We start from the raw sequence: 26,173 nt of genomic DNA, 5'->3' as shown, positions 1-26,173 counted from the left end.
TCCTACGGAAAATACTTGCGTCAATTGAAGGATGGAACGCTTCGCATCGACAAGCAAGCGGTTCGTGAAGCGGAAAAGTACGATGGCAAATATCTCATCCGAACCTCCGATGACACCTTGTCTGCCGAGGATGTCGCGCTCGGGTATAAGCAACTGGTGGATATCGAGCAGGCCTTTCGGACGTTGAAATCAACACTCGAGCTGCGCCCCATGTATCATCGCTTGGAAGACCGTATCCGGGCGCATGTGCTACTCAGTTGGCTGGCTCTCTTGCTGGTTCGGATCGTGGAGATCCGAACTCATGAATCGTGGCCGAAAGTAAGAGACGAATGCGAGCGTCTCATGCTTGGACATTTTTCTTCAAAAAACGGCGACCTTTATCAACGAACCGAACTGACGGCCAAACAGGCTCAACTCTTTGCGGCTCTAGGGATGGAGCCTCCTCCGAAGATTCTAGGCATCCATCCTCGCCCCTAGATACACGCCTAAAGTATGCCCAAATCCCTCTGATCCCTTTTGTATCAAAGGATCAGAGGGATTTTGTTTGCCTAGTCGCTGTCGAACTCGGGTGACTGTCGAACTCGGGTTTTCCTATGTCCTACGAAGATCCGAAACCTCTAAGTCCCCAACTCCCTTTTCTCTTTCCCTTAACGGAGTAAAAAAGATCATTCTCTCCTCCCTTAGTGCCTTTAAAAATGTCACAGTCGCTAGAATGAAGATAAATATGCTTTCTAACCTGTGACTTCCAGTCAGTATAGTAGCTAAGGTCAATCCCACCGTTTTTTTCTATCTGATCATAAATTTCATGTAATGTCCCGACTCCCCCGAGCTTTTTTAAAGCTTTAATTATTTCATTTAGCCATTGTTCCCCCATTTATTTCCTCCTAAATATAAAAGCGAATTTAGAAAAAGCCATTCCCCTTTCTCCGTTTATCGAGAAGGAGAAAGGGACTATGGCTTTGTATCATTATGAAACTTTTTCCCTATACTCAACCATTATACGAATGTTTATGAATAAGAACATACACAAGGAATGGTATCGTCTTCGTTTTAAAAACCGTTCGACTCCTTCTCTCTCTAATTGTTCTCGGTATTCCCGCAATGTAAAAGGTTTTCCATTCTTTTTCAAGATGGACACATCTTTCTGAAAATATGCTCTAAATCTTTCCTCCATCTCCTCTTGTTCTTTGTAACGATCAGGCCAAATCTTATATAGTTGAGCGTAATGATAAAAACCGCCTCGAACGCAGCGCCCACCACAGTTAGCATGTGCAAATCCTAATTTGTACATTCGCGGGAGCCGGATTCCCCATTCATTTTCAATAATTGACTTGACATCGATATCTTCTGTAAATGTTTCAATCATCGGAAATCGTGTCTCTACTGGCTCGAGAGGAACATGCTTATAAAATTCCCGCAAATTATCTGCCCTGTGTTTTTCATGTGGGCCGATCCCAAAATATAAGATGGGCTCCAAATTGTGTTCATCACGTAACTCCTCTATAAACATGACCGTTTGTCTTACCTTAAGTTCCTCAGAACATTTGGCCAGTCTTGCATTACCTAAAAATCGGTAATCGTAAAATACCTCTTCTGGGGTGCGTCCATCAATTCTTTCCGTAATCTCGATTCCAATATATTCGGCCACTTCTTCCATAAAACGATAGTTATCTTCATCTTCCCAAAGAGTATTAGTGAAGAAAAGAATGCAATTTTCTTTTCCATATGCTTGTACCATCCGGTACGCAACGTAGGCGCTTGCTGCACCTCCGCTGAACATAGCCACATGGACAGGCTTTCTATTCAATGTAATCACCTTCTCTATTTGATAAATTCCTCCACAAGTTTGTAAATCAAATATTCAATTTCTTCTCTCGGAACTGTTCTTCCACCATTTGTAATGATACGATGAATATTTTGGTAAAGTGTTTTTGATTTCGGAGACAACTCTACTTTAGCAACCGCTTTTTCCCGACCACCAATTGACAATAAAATACTATCCTTAGAATGAGATGCACCATCAATTTGATCAAGCTCGTTTTTCATCTGCACTAAAAACATATCTGCCGTATTATCAGACCAATCCTCAAAAGGAACACCAACAAGACGATCAACTAATGTATCAAACCAGTCGGAAGAATCTAGTATGGAAGTGAGTAGGGGATTTTGTTTTTTATCCAGAACGTTTTGTCTATTCGCCCACTCCACTAGTTCTTCATCTGTACTAACACCCAAAATTTGGAGCACAGTATGCTTAAATCTCTCTTTTTGTGACGTACAATATTCTTCTAGCTTCCTCGCATGATTTTTCAACAATCCCGGGTTATCCCCATATACACTTGCAAGCTCTTCTAAAGCTTTGTTCGGATTAACCTCTACTTTCCTTATCATTGTTTTTAAACGGAGGAGTTGTTCATCCATTCTTCCGCTAATCTGTGTAAATCTCGGCAAAGAGCGTAGCCATTTTAATATTAAATTTGCTGCCCTTAAATGTCTGGGCATCGAGTTCTCTAACCCATATTGTAGAAAAATTTCTTCAATTTGTACAAAGAGATTTTCGTATTCTGTTCCGAACTCATAATAAATGTACTGATACTGATCAGCCTCTTCAAACATGCTAAAGAGTTTCTCACCGTTAATCTCAGGTACATACATATTATTTCGATAAAACGACAAACAATCCCATTTATCTCTAAGCAAGCTGACAAAATAGATAGGGATAAGTGGCTCCCTTACTCCAAAAGGCGGATTGCTAAAAATGTTTTTAAATGACTGCAGCGAACCTATAGGCTCTTCATTTACTAATTGTACTAGTTTATTCCTCATTAATCTAAAGTTTTGGTCCGAAATCTCATCTAGTTTTGTAATATCTAAATTATTATTTTTAAAAATTGTTGCATAAAGCAAATAGTCCGGTCCATTTCCTTTGATATTGAATTGGGGGGAGTCCCAGTATCTTAATATATGATCAATAACATTGCATCCTGCCTTAAACTGAACGCGATTTACCGTTCTTCGATTATAAGAATCATTTCTCACTTCTGGAGTCAATGGATAAAGCTCCATCATTATGTCTGACAATATTTTTTCCAAGACGAATTCATTTGGTATGTAGCGTATCTCACCGCCTACAATCCATACTAAATCTTCATTAAAATTAATATATCGAGATAGGAATTTTCGAATAACAAACGCTGTTTCTTCTTTCTTTAAAATCAGTTCGTTTTTGAGATTCGGATCCGTTTTCAGTAATTCTTTATCCTTCAAAAGAATATTGTCAATGAGCTCAAAAACCTCAACATGATTTTCTAATGATCTATCATCAAAGTTCGGTACACAATATAAGCGATCTGGATCCCTACGCATTTGCAGTGTTTTAATCACTTTATCCTTGTCATTCTTATCATCCAATAAAACTAAATAAATCATCGCATCTGCTTTGCTATTTATAGAGACGGCTGGTAAATCTCCTGTTAAAATGTCAGAACTAAATAATAAACGTACTGAAGCAAATCGCGTCATACTTTTCACATCATTATATTCATTGGCTAAATAAAACTTCTTTTCAAGATGCTCTTCGAGAATCTCTAGTTTTCTATCCTTTTTTAAATAAAATCCTTTTATTTTCTCTTCGATAATTTCTCCAACATCTACCCCACTTCCTTCAAATAGCTCCCAATACCCTAAAATGCTGTTAAATCTTATCACCTTATTATTTGCTAGCTTATTTAAGACATCTTCTGTTTCATCCTCATCACTGTCTAAGGCAAATGCAATTAAATCCGTGGTCAAGGGATATGTAGCTTGGAATCCGGCAATATTCCATAAAGTTACAAATTTCAGCACTGCTAAATGCTTATTATCAAGATGTGGGGTTTTCTTTATTATTTTTTGATATGTTCCTAACTCCTCAAAGCCTTCTTCCAAATCTAATTCTTCTACATTTGGAAAGAAATAATCAAACAAATGCGCTGCTGTATAGACCTCTTCCTCTTTTTTTGTAACAAAATACATCAATCCCCCAACCTGACGACTTTCCAAAAAAGTAAATAACGTTCTCTCGTTTTGGCCAAATAAACTAGATACATTTGGCAGCAAAGCCAATGCTACTGGGTTCATTGGATATGTTCCCTCAACTACCAGTCGTTCTATTTCTACTTGGTTAAACTCAGGAAAAAGAGGGAACTTACGCAAATAATTGATATATTTTGTTTTCCTATTCTCGCTTATATTCCCTCTCCCATACAGTTCATTAATGATATGTTGAATGAGTCGAATATAAGTTGCCCCGTCACTTTCAATATGATATATGTTGTAACGTTTCTCAATGCGTTGAAACTCATTGTGGTATTCTTCGCTATATTTCAAGAAGTAATGGCGCAGATTTTTATGAGTAATGTACATAATATGGAAGTTATCACTTCCGTGATCTGCTAGCTCAGCCAAATCCTGAATGTCTTGCATCGTCTGATAAATTTGGTTTACATGGATATTTTGCAAAAACCGTCCAAATTCATCGTATACAATGAAAAGACCTATACGTTGTTTGCTTAATTCATTTAAAATATATTGAACTTGAAAAATAAATTCTTCTTCAAAATCAAATACAAGTTCTGCTCCAGAGGTTAGTGCAGGATAAATATCTTGAAACCATTTAATTTCTTTTTCATTGTAATTTAATATTTCTATCCGCCAAATCTCTAAATCTTTTTTCTTATCATTGAGCATTTGTAGAAACTTTTTATATGTCTGCTTGTACTCCTTCTCCCACGTATCAATGGTTCCTAGAATGCGGCTGACAACTCCAGGAGCAACAATCGGAATACGATTCTGTTTTAAGACCCTCATAATTGACGACAAAATAGCTTGACGGAAGTTTCCTTCATATCCATTTAAAATAACGGGTAAATAGCGATATGAGTGATAGTGTACATTGCCCAGCTCATTATAAATCTCATCATCCACTTGGTTAAATTTTTTTCTCAAAATATTAAATGCAGCTGGATCTACGTTTTTTGAAACAATGCCTGCAATAATAGTACCCAAAAGAGATTTACCCGTCCCGTACGGTCCCACTACGATATGAGCTCTAGACTCTTTGTAATTGATCCCTCTCAATACCCCTCTTAGTACTTCCGCATGTGACGGGGTAGGCATATATCTCTCGAAATATTCAAGCTTGCCTAAGTCGAACCTAATGTTGATGCTTGATTTAAAAGTCATACTAAACTCTCAACCTTTCTCGCATATTCGAATTGCAAATATTCAATTGGAGAAATATCTGGAAGTTTAACCGTGTCCAAATTATTTGTCCTGGTAAATGAAATAGGATATACAGATCGATTCGCAAGCAACTCCAATGCATTCACAACACTAGAGCGATCCATGTTAAAAATCTTTCCCCATAATCCTTTTTCGTTTGCAATCTCGTCTACCGAAACAGTATCTATTCCCTTTCTTACCTTATAGTCTAATAAAGAATACATTAAGGCAGTAATTCCTATATCATCTATACCAGGAACTTTTTTGTAAATTATATTGTTATTTTCCTCGATTAACCCTATCTTATGTATAGGACTATGTATCACTTCCTCAGGATCGAAGGTCGAGTGTCCAGCCGTATAAAGTTTTAGCAGACACTCTATATCTCTCTTTAGTGATTTTATAGACACTTCCCTTGTTTCCTGTTCATTTACCCAGTAAACAAATGACTGAAGCAATTCATCCTTTGAAACAACCTGCTGAGGAAATATGTTAAAAAACCAATACCAAGCAGTCGCCGGTTCTTTTTCTTTTGTCATTTCATAGTGCAGGATGGATGCCGTTTCGTTAAATCTCACAAACCGATCAAATTTATAAATTACTTCCCCTAGAGGGGTTATATAATGCACCCTTTTCTGATCTTTATCCACTTTTTCCTCAACCACACGAGTAGCAATAACCCAGAAACGTAATGATTGTAGCATATTTTTTCCTAAACCGACTTTTTCAAATGAATCCTTGTTATAAAAGAAACGTTTATCTTCTAATAAATAGCGAAGAGCTTTACTTAGCCAACGATCTCGTAAATAAAAGCTTTGATGTTGACCATATGCCAACTTTAATCACCTCGTAACATTAATGGAACGACTTGTCCAGCAGTGCTGAAAATCGAAAAAGAGGCATCTAGATACAGGATTGTATCTAGATGCTATATATTTCTTGCTCAAAATATTTTAGCAGGGCCCTTTTAACTTCAGGTGTGAGGAACGGACTTTTACCACGAACAACCCCATCTGAACCAACCTTTGCCAAGAAATCCCCTTTACCTCCTAATCTCTCCGCACCTTCTTGTTCAAGAATGACATGAGATGCCACGCTATCTGCTGCTTTTAATGCCAGTCTTCCCGGCAAATTCGCACGTATTTTTGTATTGACAATTTCAGCTTTAGGATATTGTGTACAAATAATTAGATGTATTCCTGCCGCCCTTGCCTTTTGACCTAGCCTTTGTATCGCCGTTTCAACCCGTTTTGCAGTCTCTTTATCCTGACTCATAAAATCAGCAAACTCATCAAACACAACCACTATTCTAGGCATACTTTTTCCAGTCAAACCGATAAACTCTTCCAAATTGCTCACATACTCCTTATTCATGACGGCATACCGTTGATCCATTTCCTCAACTAGCTCTTCTAATGCCTGAACAGCTTCCTCTATCTGAGTAATAACTTTACGGGTATGTGATTTTCCTTCATAGAAGTTAAATTCCACTTGCTTCGGATCAATAAAAATGAATTGAACATCTTTGCTACTGTATAAACACATAATACTAAGAATAATAGAATTAAGTGTCACACTTTTACCACTCCCGGTTGTTCCACCAACGAGCAGGTGTGGTGACACGGGGTTAGCTAAGTCTATGCTTACCACGTTATTTAATGGATCAAGGCCTAATGGTGCAATCAAGTTCGTTCGTGTGATTTTTTCGCTAAGTTGATCCCTAACTAGTCTCATGAACTTTTCAAAGTAAATAATTTCAGGATCGTCTCTTATAACATCCATATAAACACCATTTTTGTCAATAGCAAAAGTTGGTTCATTGTTTAACCCTAACCATATTTGAATGTCCTGAGAACGAGATACAACTTTTTTCACTGAAACATCGCCTGGAATATTCAAATAAAACCTAATTACACTTGATCCTACTATACTCTTTTTAATTTTAACATCTAAGCCGTTTTTTAGGAAATTACGCACCAAATTTTTCTCTAATTCATGCAATATCTCTGTGTAGTCTTGCGAAATACTTGTGTGGTTCAGTTGAATCCCTCTTAACGCTATAAGCTCTGGATAATCACCTAATGTAACATTATCACTCTCTTTATCCTTCCCGTTATCTTCCCCATTATCTTCCCTGTTATAGTCGTCCACTGCTTGCTTGTTTTCTTCTTCATTCCCTATTTCCTTATCACTAATAACTTTTGTTTTGTCTGTATCCACAACAATTGGCAGCTGTGCAGCCAACTCATCATCCTCTTCCAAAAGCTCGTCATAAGAAGGAATTTGTTGCTCATCAGCCCCCAATTGTTCGAGTATATAATGACGTCCGTAAATATAATTGTAGTAACTATCGCCAATGATATCAACGTAAACCCCTTTTTCCACTTCTTTGAACTCTCGATCAGTTAAGTTGGACGTATAGCAATAAACATCAATGGAAGCTGAAACATTCACTTCTATATCCTGTGCTCGAGTATTTTGCATGTCTTTTAAAAGTTCAACCTCGAACGGCAAATAAGCCTGTTTTTCCACTAGATAATGCACTAGCTCACTTTTCCAATATTCTGCATCAGCGTGATTATCAGCGAATGAAAAACGTTGTTTGTACTCTTTCAATCCGACATCGACTTGCTTGATAGCATCTATTCTTTCCCTATCTAAAATATGATGGTTTACGAACTTGAGTTCTATTAATTCAAAATCGATGACTAGTCGGCCATTCCTCTTATAAATGACAGAACGTACAAGATCAGGTCTTCTTGTATTCGCCGAAAACCATGGCAACTCATCACACCACGACCAAACAGTCAATGAATTTTCTTTGCAGTCCATTTGATCTTTCCGTTTAGTGGTCAAATAAGTGGCTAGCATCTCATGAGCATACTTTCCCGGACCAATTACTTTTAGAACTAATGCTCCGGAAATATCTTTTACCTTGTCTACCGCCTCGATAACAGCTTCTCGTTGAACTTGGCTGTTTTTCAAAATATCTGCCAGCTTACGATGCAATCGGTCATAGTAAGCATAATCTTGGGTTTGATGGCTTAACTTTCTTATATATTTGGATGAAGACAAAATAAGCTTAAAATTTTTATTTTTCCCTGCTTTTGACTTATATTGAATGATTTGTGCTCTTGAAGAAATTTTTTGTAATAAAGATTTATCCAAGAAACGATCCATAATCATAACCCAGTTAAAGTGTTCATGAATAAAGTCAACCAAAGAACCACTGAAATGATTAGGAGAAATGGTTACGTTCAGTAAGTAAAGTTCATCCTCATTGGGCATAGATTTACTATAAATAATATACTGCATTTGATAAAAATACTGAAGCGTTCTTGGCAAACTATTACTTACATAAGGAATACGTTTTAACGCTTCTTGAACAGACAGTGGTTCTTTATAAGGTTCGCTGAACCAGTCATTGCTCAGTAAAGGGTTAACCTTATTAAAATTATATTTAACCTGCCCATTTTGCCCAAAGTAATCCATCAATACTACTAAATCTGTATCTATCATTTGTTCACGGACTTGAGTTGAGATTTCATCAATATCTGCCCCGTTAATCACATTAACCTCTAATTTAGGGAACATCATATTAAAAGAAGGATTTTTATATTCTTCTCTTAACTCAATCCAATTATTCAATTCTTTATGCAACTGGGCGGCATGAACACTATGAACTGTCAACTTTAATTTTGTTAAGCTCGGAACGCGCTTAACCAGCTCATCAATCGATCGAATAACAACGTCAGCACTTTGACAATACAAAAACAGCAAATCAAGACCATCTCTTGCGTAAGGGTATACTTCTAAGTAGTTTTTTACAACATTAACCAATTCCGAAGACAACTCTTTAGATAAATGAATACTGGAATTCGTTGCGTGCGTATTTAAAACAAACCATCCGTTTCCAAAGTTTTCATGGTTCGCTATTAAGTAAGTCTCTTCATCTTCGTTAAGCATATAACGCGGAGCCAGATGAGAATACTTATCTATAGTAAAAACTAAATAATCATCTACTTTATAAACCTCAAGGTTATTATTGCTTGCTCTTTGAATCCAATCTTCAATGCAGCTATTTATTGACTGAAGTCGACGCAAATAGCTCAACAGTCGAATTGGATTAAATACAGTGACAACTCTTTCAATAGGAGCCGCTAAAGTTTTCTCATCTATAGAATCAAACATATCAATAGTTCCAATATAATGTAACGCCTTATAAATAAGTTTTGCGACATTGACAGAGGAATATATATTAGATAATAAACGGCCTAATATCTCGTCCAACTCATCGGGATTTATGCTACACACCCCGTTTATCAAAACATTTTTTAATAACAAACAATAGTCATCGATAAATGAGTTCCACTTTTCAAAGTGTAATTCTATTCCTTCCATTTTGGAAATTAAATAATATTTTATATTATCGCCTACCAACTCCCTCACATCTACCTTATCAACCCTATGCTGGAAATAATTTTTTATATAGGGCAATATTCCTTGGTTAATTTCATCAATCAACGAGTAGATAATATTATCTGCGAAGTTAAGAAGCTTAAATTTGTTTTTCCCTAATACAGTGCTATCATGGATAAATTCCAACTCAAAGGTAATTCCTTCATTTTTTACAGTTTCATCACATTCTACAGGTATGCTTTCCTCATGGAACTTTATAATAGGAACAATGCTGGATAAGCCCTTGAAATATATATTTAACAACTGTTTCTCTTTTTCATTCACCTTGGAAGTGACGACCCTCAATTGAAAATGTGCTTCTTTGATATTTGACCGTTGCAAATTATCATTTGAATAGTACTCATCTATTAATAAAAATGATTCATATAAAAGTGCTTTATGAATATCATCATATTCAGCAGGGTGACGCAATTTTTCAATTAACCGATTAATCCGTTTAACTATTGCCGGCGAGGAAATCTCCTTTTCGTACTTGTCTAAGAACTCCTGAATATCGTCAGGATCTTCTTCCCTGCGAATAGCTTCAATTCCCCATTCAATTTCTTTCTTCTCTTGATCCGTTTTGTTGTGTATGCTAATAGCCTCACTAACCTTTTCAGCTAAACTTTGATTAACCTTAAAATTAAAGATCTGTTCAATAATCTCAAATTCGTACTTAAGAAATTCCCTATTGCCTGTTTGAATAAACTGCATCGCTTCTTTTCGAAAAATATCCGGTTCAACCTCGTTCCATAGCTCGCTTACCCAGTTTTGTTTCTCCTCATATTCTAGAAATGAATCAAGTTTTTCAAGGAGCTTTTCCCCATCCAGCAATGATGTTCCTTTTTGCAGATTGGCCAACATATAGTTACTTTTTAAACGTTTTGTATGGTTATTCCCGATTTTTAATTTAGAATCCCTAAAAAAACCCAATGAAGGCAAATGCTTTTGGATTCTATGTGTGATGGTTAACATATTTTCATGTGTAATCGCTACAAGAAATTGCAACAATATTCGCAGCTGGGGATCAGTTACGTCCCGAACCATCTCCAGAAATACTTTCAACTCCTCGATTTCATCCGAAGCAAAACGAAATTCCTGAACCAATAATTCGTAAAGTATACTAAGCCCTTTTGGAGATAACAAATATGATTCATCAATAGCAAACAAGTTTTCCAAACTTTGCGCTTCCGTAGTCATTTCATTAATGATTAACACTAGCGCTTGGTTGTCCTTAATATTATTTCTCAACCACGTACTCGTTTCATGGTCACGAAATTTGTACTCCTCAAATCCAGGAACAGAGGCAATAGTACGTATGATCGGTTCATAATATTTCTTAAATACATCTAAATTGCTATTCAATTCATTCAAAACAAAATGTACATCTTTGCCCGAAAAACCACTAAGCTTAATAAAAAGTTTCTTTGCATTATCCTTCTGTTTTTTTTAAATGTTCTAAAATAGTAAGGTTAATCCACTTAGCCAAAAATTGCTCGCTTGTTATCATAATCCCACCTTTTCTAGTACAGAATTGTAAGGATTTCTGATCATTGCCGTCGCATCTGAGTATTCAATAAGCAAGCCGTTGCTCTTCAACTTCTCACGCAAAGATTGTTCGTTTTTATGGAAATAACTTACGTTCAGCTTCGATTTCTCATACAGCCCACTCAACCTTGCGTGTTCTTCACCTATGACAAAACCATACTTGTTGTAGATCTGATGAAGAAATTCAGCAAACTCCATCGATTGTTGAGGGGGAATATTTACTAAAACCAACATCTCTAAAAATTTATCTGTCATAAAATAACGATAGTTTGTTCCTGCACGAAACCCCCCCATTCCGCTATCCCTTATAATTCCACGAATAATGGAAAGATAATGTTTTTTGAGTTGTGGTGATACTGTTTCTTGCACAATTATTGTGATATCGTCTACCAACTCCTCAAATGATTTCGCTTGGCTTAAAGCCTTAATAATTCGTTGTTTTCCAGTCCTTACTTTTTTCAATCCTAAAACTTTGAGCAATTCATCAGGGTCTTTCTGCCATTGCTCAAGTTTTTTATTGGCCTCATAAATTGCACTAATCTTTTCAGTTAAAAGTCTTTTTAGTTCCTTTTCAAATTTTTCTCTCACCATTGCTTCATTCTCTTGAAATGACTGGGCTGATAATTTTAAAACCTGACCTACTTGACCATCTAAACAATCAAAAAACATAATAAGTTTATCATTATCGTCTTTCTTGGTTCTATCATACATATATTGGATCAATTGAAAACCAACGAGGCTGACTAACAAATGAAACATTTCAAAAATATCTAGATTGAGATGGATAAGTTGATGATACTCTTGAGCAAATCTATCAAAAAGAACATGCTCTGTTATAGGCAATCTCGGATATTCTCGATTAACGTTCTCTATGGATTTCAACAGGGCATAATCAGATTCTTTCGTCTCTTCATCATTATCTAAAACATTAATAATTTTACTAACAATTTTTTCAATTGCTTTATTGCGTTGCAACAACTCTTCCATTCTAGCTTCGATTTCTTTCCTTAGATATGGTTGTTTCTCTGTTCCATAAGATAACATAAGATAGTACAACTCTCCACCTCGCGCGAAGAAGTTTCTTTCATAACTAGCAACCTTTTCTCCTTTTTTTCTTCTTAGTTCAAAAAACAGCAAAGACTCATGAAGGGGGTACAAAGTCTTTGCATACCAAGAACGATCTGCTAAATTCCCTCGTCCATCATATAAAGGGATTTCCAGATTTCTAAAGAATTCCCTAATCACCATCACTGTATCTTCTCCACCAACTTCTTTATATAATAGCTGACGTTTCTCTTGTTCTAATTGAACAATGTCATTTTTACTTCCTTCCTTGTCCCCTTCAAAAACAAATCTCCTAAATCCCTCTGCCTTTCTTCTTTTATACTTATCAGCATTTAATGTATAATTTGTCCCTGCAAGAACGTTCATAAACTCAAGAACATACTCTGGGCCTCGTTGACCATCCATAAATCGGTGTCCCCATATTTCTGATGCCAACTGAGCAGCAAATCCTTCAGTTCCAGTGGCCATTCCTGTCCTTCCCTTCATCCAAAACTATGTTTATTTTCACTCATCTAGCACATGTTCGACGTAAACACCGCTATCTTTATCTAACCGGTATATCTCCAATACATCCATATCTGGTTCACTAATTCTAATTAGTTCGTTTCTAAATGTATTCAATAATATTTCCACTTCTTGACTAAGAATATTATGCGTACCCCCAGAACTTAACCGCATTAAGTACTCAAAAACCGATAAATTAATTTTCAATCTTACCTCTCCATCAACAACAAGGAAGAACTTCGAAGACAAATGATCTAGGTCGTCTCTCCCTTTCTCCTGCAATAGCTCTATCTTTCTTCGGTCAAAAGATCCATAGATCATCAATGTCTCATTAGAAACTTTCAAATAGAAAGAGCCTTTGGATTTAAATTTATGGGTAAGCCTGCGAGAAAAGGCTCTATTTAGTCCATTTACTAAATCCTTTCGGACATTACTTTGAGCGCTGTCATTATCAAATAAACCAATGTATTGCTCTAAATACTCAAACGGGAGAAGTTTCAAGGTATTAAGATAATTTTGTCCTTCGAGTTCGAAGTATACTTTTCTTCTTAACTTAGGCATCCAATGCTCTAAAAAGGGTTGATCAATATTTTGACCATATTCTCTATAAAATCTAACTTTTTTCTTAAAATAGTCAAATTCTATATCTAAATCATCATCAAAAACTTCATTATATAACCTTTCTATTTCTTCATCCCCATTAATATCGCCATTCATAATAAAATCATCAATCGGCGAGTAAGAATAAAGACCTGGATCTAAAGAACGAAATGCCCTCAATGCCTTCATCTCGGAAAAACCTTCTTCACCAACTCCTACACCATAAAAATTCTGGTAATAAGCCTTTTTAGATTGTTCCCGTATATGCGTATGATCCGCTTCCAAAATATCTTTACAAACATATCCCCCGGTAATTAAATAACTCATATGTATTAGCATTTCCCTTAGGGTGATATGAGTTTCTAGATAATCGAGCAAACGATACTGGCTTACTATTTTTCTCTGTATAGACGGTTGGGAAGTGCGCCGATGATTTAAATAAATAATGCACTGAGGCTTCTTTTCACATTGTTCGCAAGCCTTCCAATATTCTTCTTTATTCCATTCGTTTAATACCCTTTCTACATAAACAGAGGAAGTCACATCTAATAAGTTGATAACACTTAAATGGTCGTCATTATTTTCATACGAATCGAACCGTGCCATAATGTATTGACGCAAAACACTTAACTCGTTATAGCGCATCAATACCTTTGACAATTTTCCTTCGTTTGCCGCAATCAGAAAGAACACTTTATCCTTATGTCGATTACAAACACAGCGCTGTAATTCCAGTAGAATACCATATATAATTTCCTCTTTTAACTCCGATAAATCCTTAACAATTTTAATGGTTCCCTTTTCATACTGAACAGTTACAACCCCATTTTCCGGCCAGTTCACTAAAGATTTATCAGAAAATTGATCATGAATTAAACGGCACAGTCTAGTCTTGCCGTCACCAGCGTTTCCTGTTAGGATAACACTGTGAGGGTTATTGGAGAAGATGTTTTTCAGATGCTCTTCAATTTTTGTTGCAATGGTGAAATCAAACGATTCTTCCGTTTCCATCTCCCGATTGTATTCATCGTAGATTTTCGAATGATTAGGAGAAAGTACATTAAACTTGTCTAAATATGTCACAAATGGATTCCCGATCACTTTTTGTTTCACCTCTAATCTAAGTAAACAGAATTCATAAGTAAGACTTGTTCCCCTACATTCGCTCTTGAAACTATTTTTATTTTACTGTAAGAAATTTGGGACCGTCAATGACTTACCGGAATATGCTGGCATAAGATTAAAAACCTTAACTTTTTCACATACTCCCCCCTCTTTCATCCCATACTAAAGAAAAATCGACATCATTCGCGCTTGGGGGCTATGATGGAACACTCGATCCTTTGGCTTCTTGCTGCGGTGGGCATCGGTTTGCTGGGGCTCAGCTTCCGCGTTTTTTCACCAAGGGAAGTATGGCTTTCGTTTTTGCTGAATGCGTATATTTCCAGTTTGGCAGGCCTGATCGTCAGCGGGGCGGGAATGCTTGCCTATCCGGTGCGGCTGTTTCCAAAATATACGAACGACAGCGTGATCTTTGAATACTTGCTTTACCCTGTTGTTAGTGTGTACGTTTACGGGACATCGCGCCGCTCGGGCTGGAAGGGGATATGGATGCAATGCGCCGCTTATACAGGGGTGATGACAGCGGTCGAGATCCTGTTGGAGCAGCACACCGACTTGATCGAATACCATGCGTGGAAGTGGGAATATTCATTCGTCTCGATGTTTGTCGTGACGCTCGCGGTTCGGGTGATGGCGGGACGGCTGCTGAAAGAAAACGGGTGAGCTGGCATGTCTATTTCTCCTAGTTGGCGCTATACATATAGTATCGTTGTCCAAAAGGAGGCGAACAGGATGGTGCTGTTTGACATCAAACACCGCCTGTATTATGAAGCCATCAATTCCGCGCGCCCGAAAATGGCGCCGATCCGCCAAGACCGGGCGTGGGGGTATGTCTGGAAGACCGTAAACGGCGAGGCGGTGAAGTTTTGGATCGATTTCCGGCGCGGGCGGTATCTCTATTTTGAATATGGACGAAAATGGTATCGGGTGAAGTATTTGCAGGCGAACGGGCGGAAATCAGGCGAAGACATATTGAACGGGGCGATGATCGATTTGACTGTGGATGGGCATCGACTTCTGTTGCTGAAGGGGCGCATCCGCAGCCAGACGGCGCGCGCTATGTAAAAGACTGTTGCTCCCTGGGCCGCCCTACATGAATCGGTCTACAGCCGCGCTTGCGCCCATGCCTGTTCAAACACCCGATGGATCTATGCACAGGCTGGACAACAGAACCCCTGACAGGAGAGGATGAAGACATGGATCGAATCCACTTATGGGTGTTGCTGGTGCTGGGCCTCATCCTATTGGTTTTCAGCTTGCGCAAACCGCCCATTAAAGACGTGATTCTCGTGTTTTTATTGAAAGCTTATTTTTCCACCTTTTTCGGTGTCATTGTTGTAAATTAGCACATTATTTCAGAATCACTTTTTCAAATTATTTCAGATGGATTCTGAAATAATGTGCAAAATTTTTGCGGATTGTTCCGGATTTTGCACATTCTTTCGGAACGTTTGCACGCTCTTTCAGATGAAGATTTCCAGCGCGCCTGATGGACCGATGGAAAAGAGAAAGCACAAAAGAGGCCGATTCGGCCCCTTTCGTGCTAATACCCCATTTCCTCTGCGGCCATGCGCACCACTTCTTCGTCAATGGCGTCCTTTTTCAGCTGATACCCGTATAACAGGCACGTCGTGGCCAACGTGTTGATCACCCGAGGCCATCCCCGCGACTGCAGGGCAATCGCCTCTAACGCCGATGGGGTGAAGATCGGATGCTTCGCCCCGGCCTGTTTCATCCGATGCTCGATGTAGCCCGCCACCTCTTCCTTCTCCAGCGGCCCCATCCGGTATCGCATGATGATCCGCTGGTCGAGAGGGCGGTGCTGATTGAGCCGCAGCTTCCCCTGTAAATGGGGCAGCCCGGCCAAAATCAAGACAAATGGGTTGGTCGAATCCATCTCAAAGTTGAACAAGATGGCGATGTCTTGTAAAAAGGCATCCTTGGCCAAATGCATCTCGTCCAAAATGAACACCGGCGTGATCCGCCGTTCATGATGCAATCGCTCGATCGCCTGCTGGATTTGGCGGAAGAGATCTACCTTGCGGTACTTCGGTTCCTCTCCTAATCCCAAGGCCAGTCCACGGTAAAAATCCATCACGCCTCCGGTGGATAACGGAAAGTAGACGACATGATACAATGATGGATTCAATGACTCTTTCAGCGCCCGAAGGGTGAACGTCTTGCCCGCCCCCGGCTCTCCGATCAACAGCCCGATCCCCCGGGTTCGTTTCACGTACTCCAGCGCCCGCAGCGCTTCTTGAAACGCTGTCCCTTGATACGCCTCAGACGGGTCGGTTTCTTTCGCAAACGGCTCCCGCGAGAGGGAATAAAACGTTTTATACATCCTGTTCGCCCTCCTTCGCCGAAACCGCCGCAAACGGCGACCGATGGCGCTTTACATAGGCATTGTCCTCCATACGCACCCGAATGGCTTCCGCCACCCGTTTGCCCTCTTCGTACACATAGACGCCTCGTTCGTCATAGCGGAGCTCAATCGATTGCCCAATGAACCGAGGCGGCACTTCGTATAGCTGTTTATTCAGGGTGATCGTGCCATCGGCTTTCACCTTGCGGTGCTCCCGTTTCAGAAAAATCGCGTCCAGCCAATCGATGTCTTCGATCCACACCACTCGTTCCACTTGGGACTGAAACACCTCATGCGGCGTTTTCCCATCAAGCGAGGCGTGCGGTTTTCGATGATACTCTTCTTCAAGCCACTTCCAAAAACGCTCGTTCAACTCGTCAAGCGACTTCGGCGGATTCAGCTCCAACAGCGGATAAAACCGTGTCTGTACGGTGCGGAAGAACCGTTCGATTTTCCCTTTGCTTTGCGGGTCATACGGCTGAGTGTGGATGAGCGTAATCCCCATCTCGGCGCACGCATACTGCAGCACCTCGGATCGATAAATTTTCCCGTTGTCCGAGTAAATGCGTTTCGGCTTCCCGCAACGAAGCACCGCTTCCTTTGTGACGATCCGCAGCCCGTCAAATTTCTCCGAAGGGAAAAATTGGGCATACGGCACCAACCGCGAGCAGTCATCGATATACGCGATCAAAAACGTTTTCTGGGCTTTCCCATGGACGCGAATCGTGGGTCCATGGGATAAGTCCCCTTGCCATAGCTCATTGATCTGGTCATACGCAAAACGCTTTCGCTCCGGCATCGGCAAGATTTCTTTTCCCACCAGGTTGTGTTTTTTCAACAATCGGTATATAGTAAAGTATGAGAGGGTGGTGGGAATGTCCCCCTGCTTGGTGAGTTGTTCGTAGAATAGGGTCACGGGCATGGTGGGATGTTCCTTCCTCAATGCTAGAATATGATCCTCATCATCGGGGGACAGACGTCTGGAGCGGCCGCGGTCCGAACGGCGCTTCGGCTTCAAGGCGTCGAAGCCCCCTTTTTTGTATCGGGCGCACCAATCCAGAATCGTCTTCGCCGCAATGGGCTTGTCCCCTTGATGAGGAATCGAATGCACTCGCCCGCCCACCTCATTCAAATACGCTTTGGGCTCCACCTGGCCATTCACCAACGGAGCGATCAGCCCGTACCGAAACAGCGCGATGTCGTGTCTCATCGATTCATCCATCCGGATCTCCTCCCTGTCTCCCTGTGATGTTGGACCGTTCCGGTCCCTCTGCCTCCTATCTTACGAAACGGCTCGAGATTCGTCGAGAGGAAGGGTTTGTGGGAACATCAATCATATCCATTTTTGGTGTTAAGTAGAAAATCAGGAAGCAATTTGATCCGCAAACGGATGCCACCTCTCGTTTGTCCACAGGTCTTGGATGATCGAGCCCACCCCCCGTCCCTCCAAGGTCTGCATCCACCAAACCGCCCGTTCTGTTCTTGCGTTCCCCACAGGCCGATGATCCCCCACCTTCTCACCGCCGCGTGATGCAAGCGAGAGAGATTCCGTAAAAATCGTCGGACATAAAACAAGATGACCTCCTTGGTGGGAAAAACAACCTGTTTGGTCTTCGCTCCTTGCCTTGGCGTTTCGAACCATGCTTTGACCGCTTGCCAAATAACCGATCGTGTATATTGAACATACGGGAGGAGGAAAGAAGGCAGCACACTCACGGTTTTGCGACACTCTTGACAGCGATATCGTGCGATCCAAAGGTGATACTCCCCCTCTGCCGTCAACGCATAGCGTTGGTAGTATCCGTGACGATGCAAGGGGCGGCGGGATGGACAGTGGGGGCATTGGTTCACGTCGGGAAAATCGTTCCCTTTCCTACGATCCGTATACGTTTGAATGTCAATGCCAAAGTCGTGAAACTGGATCACACTTCCTCCCCCTCATTGAAACGAATGGAAATCTTTGTCCGAAACAATTCACAAAAAATTTAGCACATTCCTTCAGAAAAGGGGAGAGGGCTTTATGAAGGAATGTGCAAAAAAATGGCTCTTTTGTTCCGAAATAAAGTGATTAATTTACAGCCTGTAACCAAGGGAAAAGCGTGAAATTTTATCGAACAGCCGCGTTGGTCAATGAGCTGATTGAAGCAAAGAATACAGGAAATCTCCACAAGATGATGAATCAGCTCGAAAAAATCGATTTACTGATCTGTGATGAATGGGGCTACATCCCTGTAAGCAAAGAAGGAGCGCAGCTCCTTTTCCAAGTCATTGCAGGATGTTACGAAAAGAGAAGTGTCATTATTACCACCAACTTGGAATTCAGTAAATGGAATAGCATATTCCATGATGAACGATTGACTACGGCTATCATTGACCGCCTTGTTCATCACAGCTATCTCTTAACATTTACAGGAACTAGTTATCGTCTGAAACATTCTTATATGAACTTATAAAAAGGCTTGGGGTGCTGAAAAAAATCTTGCGTTTCGCTTAACTTTTTAGTTGCAGAAAACAGTCATGGGTTGTCCTATGTTCTTTCCACGAAGTTTAACAAACACGAAATTGGTGTCTAAATCCAATTCATCCACTACCTCATACAAGTAATCATCCAATAAATTCATTAAGGCTTGGGAAACATAAATTTCCCGTTCTCCTGTTTTTAGTTTTGCTCCATTTTCCAACTCTCCTCGGTTGACTAAACGAATCCGATGTCCGTTCTTATGGTCAAAAATAAAATCCTCGATGAATAGGGAAAGTGCCTCACCAATCCGTAATCCTGTTTCAAAAAGCAATTGAATTAACAATCTATCTCGGATGTTGGTGGTTGCTTCTATCAATTGTTGTACTTCTTCTTTCGTTAAAACTTTCAGCTTTTTTCTCGGCTCTTTTACCTTCAGAATATGACGGTTAGAAGGCTTATTTTTATTGACATGATACAGAAAATCCTTGTATCTGGTTCTTCCTCCTGTAAACACTTGTTTCAGTAGCTTATCAACCATATCGTTTTGGATTTCCTCGTTCCGATACAAATAATCATAAAAATTGGTGACGGCTGTAATCGTCAAATTAATCGTCTTTTCTGTTTTCTTTGCTTTCACAGGTTGGAGGGGAGTTACCTTTGCACTTTCATATGGATTCCTCAACCAAGCTACAAATTCCACCAAGTCCTCTAAACGAACTTCTCTGTAATCCTTCTTTTTTCCTGTAAAAACACAAAATACTGCTTTAACGCATAACAGTAGGTCTTCAGTGTATTTCTGCTTTTCCCTGTCGTATCTAAATACTTCAGATACTTCACCACAGGAATCACAGGAAATCCTTCCTCATCCACCAATATGTATCTCCTGTTGTTATTCTCTAAAAGAACCTCTTGCACCCTCATAGACCTTCACCACCTAAAGTCTTTTCTTTTTTACGCTCGGTCGAAAGACCTCGCTACCCCTCCCGCTGTGGGCTATGTCCCCTTCCTCTTTAAAAAACAAAAATTATGTTTTACCTATTTTATACATAATAGACCATATTTTCAACATCTAAATAATAGGTCTATTATGTATGAAAAAAGAGGATATATGTTCTTATACTGAACATAATATCCTCTAATCATTATAGTATAGTTAATCACAAGAACCGGTGTTTTTTTGGTTTAAAGTCCAGAGGCAACATGGTACATGCAATACTAATACCATGTCATAGGCGATGATGATGAGAGAAACGTCTTCCATCATCCATTGATGAATCAACTTTCTTCGCCTTTGTCCAGACAACCATCCTCATTAAAACTTTCTTCAGTATCCTGTCTCTTCGGACAGATTGAATGATGCATTATGCCTGTTCATGGACAATTCTTTTCCATCCCCCGAATGTTGTAATGTCTTCAGCTTCTTCAACAATATATGGCTCACATATAAAACCGGGCACTTCAGAACCGTCTTCCAACTCTACTTTTCCTATGCTAAGCGGAGATGGAATAGAGGCCACAAAAGCGCCAAATCGATCGATCGGCATTTCCCATATTTCTAATTGAATAGCACTTCCTCCCTCTCGCTTTTTGATGAGTCCCGGTTTGGCCGGCTGAGTCGGAAGACGAAAGAGCTGATATTTAGCTGCTGTTCTCGCTTCACAAACAAAACGCGCGCCATGTTCGTGCATTACTTGTTCCAACGGAAACCCTCTCATATGCAAACCACAAACAGCAATTAATGTTGTTTCTTTGTTTTCTTTAGAAAAAATCGATTGCAACTGTGCTTGGTTGCCGTATAAAAATAAATTGGTAACACTGCAAATCAGCCCTTCTTGTCCGGAGAGTGCAAAAAATGTAACTCCAAATGGTAGATCAAGGGCTGCATCGCCAGCAGGTACAGCAACAGCACACAAATCTAATAAATTACAATGATTGGTATAACGCCCCATATCGCTATTCGTACGAATCGGTTCCTCTCTTACTTGATCGCGCGTCCATGTTCCACCACAAGTCGGTAGTACGAACACAGCATTTTGTAACTGTTTGTGAACGTCTAATTTAATGGACTGCAATTGGTGCAAAGCTCGAAATACCGATGCCGCATCATAAGAAGACGAACCAGAACGCAAAACTTGCTCTGTTACCGGGAATGTAGACTGCGGATGCGACTCAATAAATGGTCCTAAATCAGCCCATCGTTCGGCAACAAATGGACCATCGTAAAGCAAAGAAGCTGCTTTAGCAAACGGCTGAATATCGATATATTCCACAGGAACCCCTAATGTTTGCAATTTTATGACAGCACGCTCCCATGCATGCTTATATTCATTGGCAAATGGCCCGAAAAAGTCAAGCGTCCCTTGTGGTAGATAGATTTTGCTTGGAAGCTGTAACACAGGAGATGGAATCTCCTTAGACCACGGATCTTTTTCATCTATCCCTCTTACAACCGAATCGACTAGTAACACATCATCTAAATGATGAGCAAATACCGTTACGCAATCAAGACTAGCGCATGCAGGAACTACTCCTCTTACCGGCCATGCTCCGCAGCTGGGCTTAAATCCAATAAGGCGATTTAACGCAGCCGGCACGCGCCCTGATCCAGCTGTATCTGTCCCGAGCGCAAAAGCGGCATGTCCCCGGGCCACAGCGACAGCAGAACCTGAACTAGATCCACCGCTTATTAACTCTGGACGAAAGGCGTTATGAGTTTCTCCATAAGGGCTTCTTACTCCAACAAGCCCTGTTGCAAACTGATCCAAATTCGTTTTGCCGACCGGAATGGCCCCAGCATCAATCAGTCTCTGAACTACTGGTGCATGCTCTGAAGGAACGTAAGCATAATCAGGGCAACCCGCTGTCGTAGGAATTCCTGCCAAATCAATATTATCCTTAATGGCAAAAGGGACTCCCCATAGAGGGGACGTCTTAAAATCTTTATATTTCAATTGATCCAAAAATGGTTCTATCCAATCGAGTGAAGGCGGTGTAATCCAAATATTCATATTTGATTCTTTTTGAGCTCGTTGAATAATTGCATCAATCACCTCTTTCGGCGTAATCTCCCCTTTTTCATACATCTGGCGCAACCATCCAATTGTCAATAAACGTGGAATACTCATGCCATTGGCACCTCCGCATCTTCTTCAAAAATGCTGACAATGATCTGCCCAGCTTGCACTTCTTCACCTGAACGAACGTGGACAGAAGCAATGTATCCATTACAAGGAGATACTTGAGGACATTCCATTTTCATGCTTTCCTCGATAATCAATACATCTCCTTTGCGAACATACTGTCCAGAAGAAACCAACACTTTCCATACACTTCCCTGCATCGAGCTGCGTACGGCTACTGCTCCGTCTGGAAGGTCGACTTCATGATCTGCCGGTTTTGTATGATGTTCTTGCACGTATTCTACGAGACCAAGTTTTTTCCAACGTTCCCGCTCCTCAGAAAACGCTTGTTGTTGACGATCACGGAACCGTTTGGCGCTGTCTTTGATCGATTCAAGAAAATCAAGATATTCTTTCAAACGAAAAGTTGTTTCAATTGTTTCTACTTCAAATCGACCGCGCAAAAAATCTTCCCTAATACGCAAAAGTTCATCTGCCTCTACCGGATAAAACTGAATTTGATCAAAAAAGCGCAGAAGCCAAGGTTTTCCAGATTCAAAATTTTTTGTTGAACGAAACTTATTCCACATTTGTACTGTTCGCCCAAGAAGTTGATACCCCCCAGGGCCTTCCATACCATATACACATAAATATGTTCCACCAATCCCTACAGCATTTTCTGGGGTCCATGTCCGCGCTGGATTGTATTTCGTAGTAACAAGCCAATGCCGCGGATCAATTGGAATGGCTACAGGTGCACCTAAATATACATCTCCTAGCCCTAAAACGAGATAGTTGGCCGAAAATACGATATGTTTCACATCTTCAATACTCTCTAGACCGTTCACTCTCCGAATAAATTCTAAATTGCTAGGACACCATGGTGCATCCGGGCGAACATTTTGTTGATAACGCTCTATTGCTAATCTTACCGCTGGATCATCCCAAGAAAGCGGCAGGCGAACAATTCGTGACGGCACTTCAATCGATTCCAAAGGCGGCAAAGTGCGATCCAATTCTAAAACATATTGACACGCCTCTTTAACTGATATTCGCGATGGATCGATATGAATTTGCAACGATCGAATACCAGGAGTAAGATCAATAAAAGGAATCTTTCCACTTTCTTGAATTGCTTGCATAAGCACATGGACTTGAAAACGATAAAGAATATTCAATTCCAGTCCACCATACTCTATCAGCAAATTTTCATCCCCACAACAGCGGATCGTAATTGGAAACCTTCTGTTCTTTTCTTCGTAAGCAAGCAATGGATAATTTGAAGAAATGTCCATACGTTGTTTTGGTAATTCAGGAACAGTAATCGTATCTCTTTCCTGATGATTTCCAACCATCTGAAAATAATGTTCCATTTCTTTTCGCAATGTCTCTGCTTCATCAAGAGTCATTAATCGAAAGCATACCGTATCGCCCGGTCGTAATTGCCCAATTTTCCATAACTCAGCTGATGCTGTTGTCACAGGGCAAACAAACCCCCCAAGGCTAGGTCCGTCGGGTCCAAGAAGAATCGGCATGTCTCCTGTTAAATCCAGCGTACCGATTGCATACGGATTGTCGTGAATATTCGAAGGATGGAGCCCGGCATCCCCTCCATCTTCGCGCGCCCACTGAGGAGCAGGACCAATAAGGCGAACTCCTGTACGTGAGCTGTTAAAATGGACTTCCCATTTTGTTTCTGTCAATTGTTTAAGATAATCTGGATGTAAAAATTCTTCTGTACAGTGCGGTCCTGGGATTACACCGATCGTCCATGTGTTTGAAAAAGCTGGTCTAGCTGTGACAGGAAGTTCTTCTATATGGAGTGGATATTTATAATCGGTACGAACTGAAAGAACATCTCCCGTTCGCAAAGCACGTCCTCCATGCCCACCGAATCCCCCAAGTATAAATGTAGAAGAACTTCCTAGAATGCGAGGCATATCAAATCCTCCACGAACGAGCAAATACGTGCGCATTCCTTTCTCAGCTTCTCCAAACTGAAGCACTTGCCCTCTTTTCGCTAAAATCGGCTTATACATCGGAATAGGAACGCCATCAAGCGTTGCTTTCATATCCGCTCCAGTAATGCAAAACCATATATCATCTCGAAAGCGGTATGAACCTCCACGTAATGTTAGCTCTAAACCAGGTGCTCCCTCATCGTTGCCAAGCAATTTATTTCCAATACGAAACGAAAGCGAGTCCATCGGTCCAGATGGAGGCACCCCGACATTCCAGTAGCCAATTCGCCCAGGCCAGTCTTGGACAGTTGTTTGCATTCCTCCGTCCAATACTTCTAATGCATGTTCTACATGAGAAAAATCATGTAAAAATCGTGTATACACATGGCCTTTTTGAAATTCTTTGTCATTCAAAACCGCCTCGACATATGAAAGATTTGTAGCAATTCCGTATAATCGTGTCTCTTCTAATGCTTGAATCAACTTTTGGAGCGCCTCATCCCTATTTTTTCCATGGGAAATGATTTTTGCTACCATTGGGTCATAAAGTGTTGTGATCGTCACTCCGTCTCTAACCCACGTTTCAACACGCGCTTTTTCTGAAAAAATTACTTGATCAATCTGGCCAGCGCTTGGACGAAATTGATGGAAACAATCTTCTGCATATAAACGGACTTGAATGCTGTGCCCTTGAGGTTGTTTTACTAACGATGGCAAATGGCGCAACTCATCAGCAGCTTCCAGAATCATCCATTCAACTAAATCAATGCCTAATACTTCTTCCGTAACCCCATGTTCTACTTGAAGGCGAGTATTGACTTCTAAAAAGTAAAATTCTTCTGTTTGAGGATCATAAAGAAACTCAACGGTACCGGCATTCCGATAATTGACATCCGCCGCGAGACGTTCAGCTGCTTCTAACATCTCTTTTCTTACCCGCTCTGGCAAATTAGGCGCAGGGCTCTCCTCAATCACTTTTTGGTTTCGTCGCTGAATTGAACAATCTCGTTCACCTAATGCCACGACCTCTCCAAAACGATTTCCAAATATTTGAACTTCAATATGTCGTGCTGTTCGTATATACTTTTCTAAAAAAACGCCGTTATCTTTAAAATTTACTTCAGCAAGATGGCGCACTGCTTCAAAGGCAGAGCGCAAATCATCTTCATTTTCGCAAAGGCGCATCCCAATGCCTCCGCCACCTGCTGTACTTTTTAAAATAACAGGATAGCCAATCGCATCCGCCTGACGCAATGCTTCCTCAATCTCTGTAATGAGATCTGTTCCCGGAAGCAGGGGTATTCCTGCTTTTTTGGCAATTTCACGGGCTGAATGTTTCAATCCGAACATTTCGATTTGCTCTGGATTAGGTCCGATAAACGTAATGCCTTGTTGCTGGCAAGCGCGAGCAAACTCTGCATTTTCACTTAAAAATCCGTATCCAGGATGAATGGCATCGGCTCCTGTTTCTATTGCTGTTTTTAAAATAAGATCAGCATTTAAATAGCTGTCTTTTGGAGGACCGTCCCCGATGAGGACGCCTCGTCGGCATATTCAACATGGAGGCTGTCTTGATCTGCTTTTGTATATACAGCCACCGATGGAATACCAAGCTTGCGCAACGTACGCTCAATCCGAACAGCGATAGCGCCACGATTGGCAATGAGAACTTTTTTAAACATCCATATCCCCCCATTTTCTCTTATAA

General features: G+C 40.5%; 14 protein-coding genes and 4 pseudogenes. 5 read left to right on the top strand and 13 right to left on the bottom strand.

Features of this window, described 5'->3' with window-relative positions:
- Nucleotides 1–477 (top strand): annotated as a pseudogene (locus I656_RS07600) (transposase); the annotation flags it as partial.
- A gap of 121 nt (nt 478–598) precedes the next feature.
- On the opposite strand, the gene I656_RS07605 reads toward I656_RS07600, so the two are convergent.
- The 7 genes from I656_RS07605 to I656_RS07635 all read right to left on the bottom strand — a co-directional run bounded on the left by I656_RS07605 (nt 599) and on the right by I656_RS07635 (nt 14,538).
- Nucleotides 599–874, bottom strand: a complete 276-nt coding sequence (locus I656_RS07605; protein WP_020755165.1) for a hypothetical protein — start codon at nt 872–874, stop codon at nt 599–601.
- A 93-nt stretch (nt 875–967) separates the two neighbouring features.
- A complete protein-coding gene (locus I656_RS07610; RefSeq protein WP_020755164.1) occupies nt 968–1,816 on the bottom strand; it encodes a hypothetical protein in 849 nt (282 codons plus the stop codon).
- 5 nt (nt 1,817–1,821) lie between these two features.
- Nucleotides 1,822–5,046, bottom strand: coding sequence for a hypothetical protein (locus I656_RS07615; RefSeq protein ID WP_223810923.1), 3,225 nt, complete (start codon nt 5,044–5,046; stop codon nt 1,822–1,824).
- A 173-nt stretch (nt 5,047–5,219) separates the two neighbouring features.
- Nucleotides 5,220–6,098, bottom strand: coding sequence for a DUF4007 family protein (locus I656_RS07620; RefSeq protein ID WP_020755162.1), 879 nt, complete (start codon nt 6,096–6,098; stop codon nt 5,220–5,222).
- A gap of 85 nt (nt 6,099–6,183) precedes the next feature.
- Nucleotides 6,184–11,094, bottom strand: a complete 4,911-nt coding sequence (locus I656_RS07625; protein ID WP_020755161.1) for an FtsK/SpoIIIE domain-containing protein — start codon at nt 11,092–11,094, stop codon at nt 6,184–6,186.
- Between the two features lie 132 nt (nt 11,095–11,226).
- Nucleotides 11,227–12,801 carry a hypothetical protein gene (locus tag I656_RS07630; RefSeq protein WP_235048623.1) on the bottom strand — a complete coding sequence of 525 codons (1,575 nt, stop codon included), beginning with the start codon at nt 12,799–12,801 and terminating at the stop codon, nt 11,227–11,229.
- 36 nt (nt 12,802–12,837) lie between these two features.
- Nucleotides 12,838–14,538: an ATP-binding protein gene (locus tag I656_RS07635; RefSeq protein ID WP_128570078.1), complete on the bottom strand. Its 1,701-nt coding sequence runs from the start codon at nt 14,536–14,538 to the stop codon at nt 12,838–12,840.
- Nucleotides 14,539–14,763: 225 nt separating this feature from the next.
- Here I656_RS07635 and I656_RS07640 point away from each other — a divergent pair, with 225 nt between their 5' ends.
- From I656_RS07640 to I656_RS18655, 3 genes are all read left to right on the top strand, one after another.
- Complete coding sequence (locus tag I656_RS07640) at nt 14,764–15,222, top strand: CBO0543 family protein (protein WP_223810925.1); 459 nt, start codon at nt 14,764–14,766, stop codon at nt 15,220–15,222.
- A 69-nt stretch (nt 15,223–15,291) separates the two neighbouring features.
- Complete coding sequence (locus tag I656_RS07645) at nt 15,292–15,624, top strand: hypothetical protein (protein WP_033005671.1); 333 nt, start codon at nt 15,292–15,294, stop codon at nt 15,622–15,624.
- A gap of 131 nt (nt 15,625–15,755) precedes the next feature.
- Nucleotides 15,756–15,905 carry a hypothetical protein gene (locus tag I656_RS18655; RefSeq protein WP_164832324.1) on the top strand — a complete coding sequence of 50 codons (150 nt, stop codon included), beginning with the start codon at nt 15,756–15,758 and terminating at the stop codon, nt 15,903–15,905.
- 197 nt (nt 15,906–16,102) lie between these two features.
- Here I656_RS18655 and I656_RS07650 read toward each other — a convergent pair whose 3' ends face one another.
- From I656_RS07650 to I656_RS19190, 3 genes are all read right to left on the bottom strand, one after another.
- The gene (locus I656_RS07650) at nt 16,103–16,903 is read right to left on the bottom strand and encodes an ExeA family protein (RefSeq protein ID WP_033005669.1); all 801 of its coding nucleotides are present in this window, start codon (nt 16,901–16,903) and stop codon (nt 16,103–16,105) included.
- On the bottom strand, nt 16,896–18,146 hold the full coding sequence (locus tag I656_RS07655; RefSeq protein ID WP_020755153.1) for an IS481 family transposase: 1,251 nt from the start codon (nt 18,144–18,146) through the stop codon (nt 16,896–16,898). Before I656_RS07655 ends, I656_RS07650 begins: the two co-directional genes overlap by 8 nt.
- A gap of 107 nt (nt 18,147–18,253) precedes the next feature.
- Nucleotides 18,254–18,775 (bottom strand): DUF6431 domain-containing protein, encoded by a 522-nt coding sequence (locus I656_RS19190; RefSeq protein ID WP_369770203.1) that lies wholly within the window; start codon nt 18,773–18,775, stop codon nt 18,254–18,256.
- Nucleotides 18,776–19,002: 227 nt separating this feature from the next.
- On the opposite strand from I656_RS19190, the pseudogene I656_RS07665 reads away from it, so the two are divergent.
- A pseudogene (locus I656_RS07665) lies at nt 19,003–19,377 on the top strand (ATP-binding protein); the annotation flags it as partial.
- A gap of 63 nt (nt 19,378–19,440) precedes the next feature.
- Here the strand turns inward: I656_RS07665 and I656_RS07670 are convergent.
- From I656_RS07670 to uca, 3 genes and pseudogenes are all read right to left on the bottom strand, one after another.
- Nucleotides 19,441–20,306: pseudogene (locus I656_RS07670) on the bottom strand (tyrosine-type recombinase/integrase); the annotation flags it as partial.
- 440 nt (nt 20,307–20,746) lie between these two features.
- Complete coding sequence (gene atzF / locus I656_RS07680) at nt 20,747–22,510, bottom strand: allophanate hydrolase (RefSeq protein ID WP_020755148.1); 1,764 nt, start codon at nt 22,508–22,510, stop codon at nt 20,747–20,749.
- Nucleotides 22,507–26,147 (bottom strand): annotated as a pseudogene (uca, locus tag I656_RS07685) (urea carboxylase). The gene atzF and the pseudogene uca overlap by 4 nt, the downstream one beginning before the upstream one ends.
- Nucleotides 26,148–26,173 lie beyond the last annotated feature (26 nt).

Origin of the sequence: Geobacillus sp. WSUCF1 (assembly GCF_000422025.1) — a bacterium.
In the GTDB taxonomy this organism is placed as follows: Bacteria; Bacillota; Bacilli; order Bacillales; family Anoxybacillaceae; genus Geobacillus; species Geobacillus zalihae.
The sequence above is the reverse complement of the archived record's forward strand: the minus strand, read 5'-3'. Positions and strand labels throughout refer to the sequence as shown.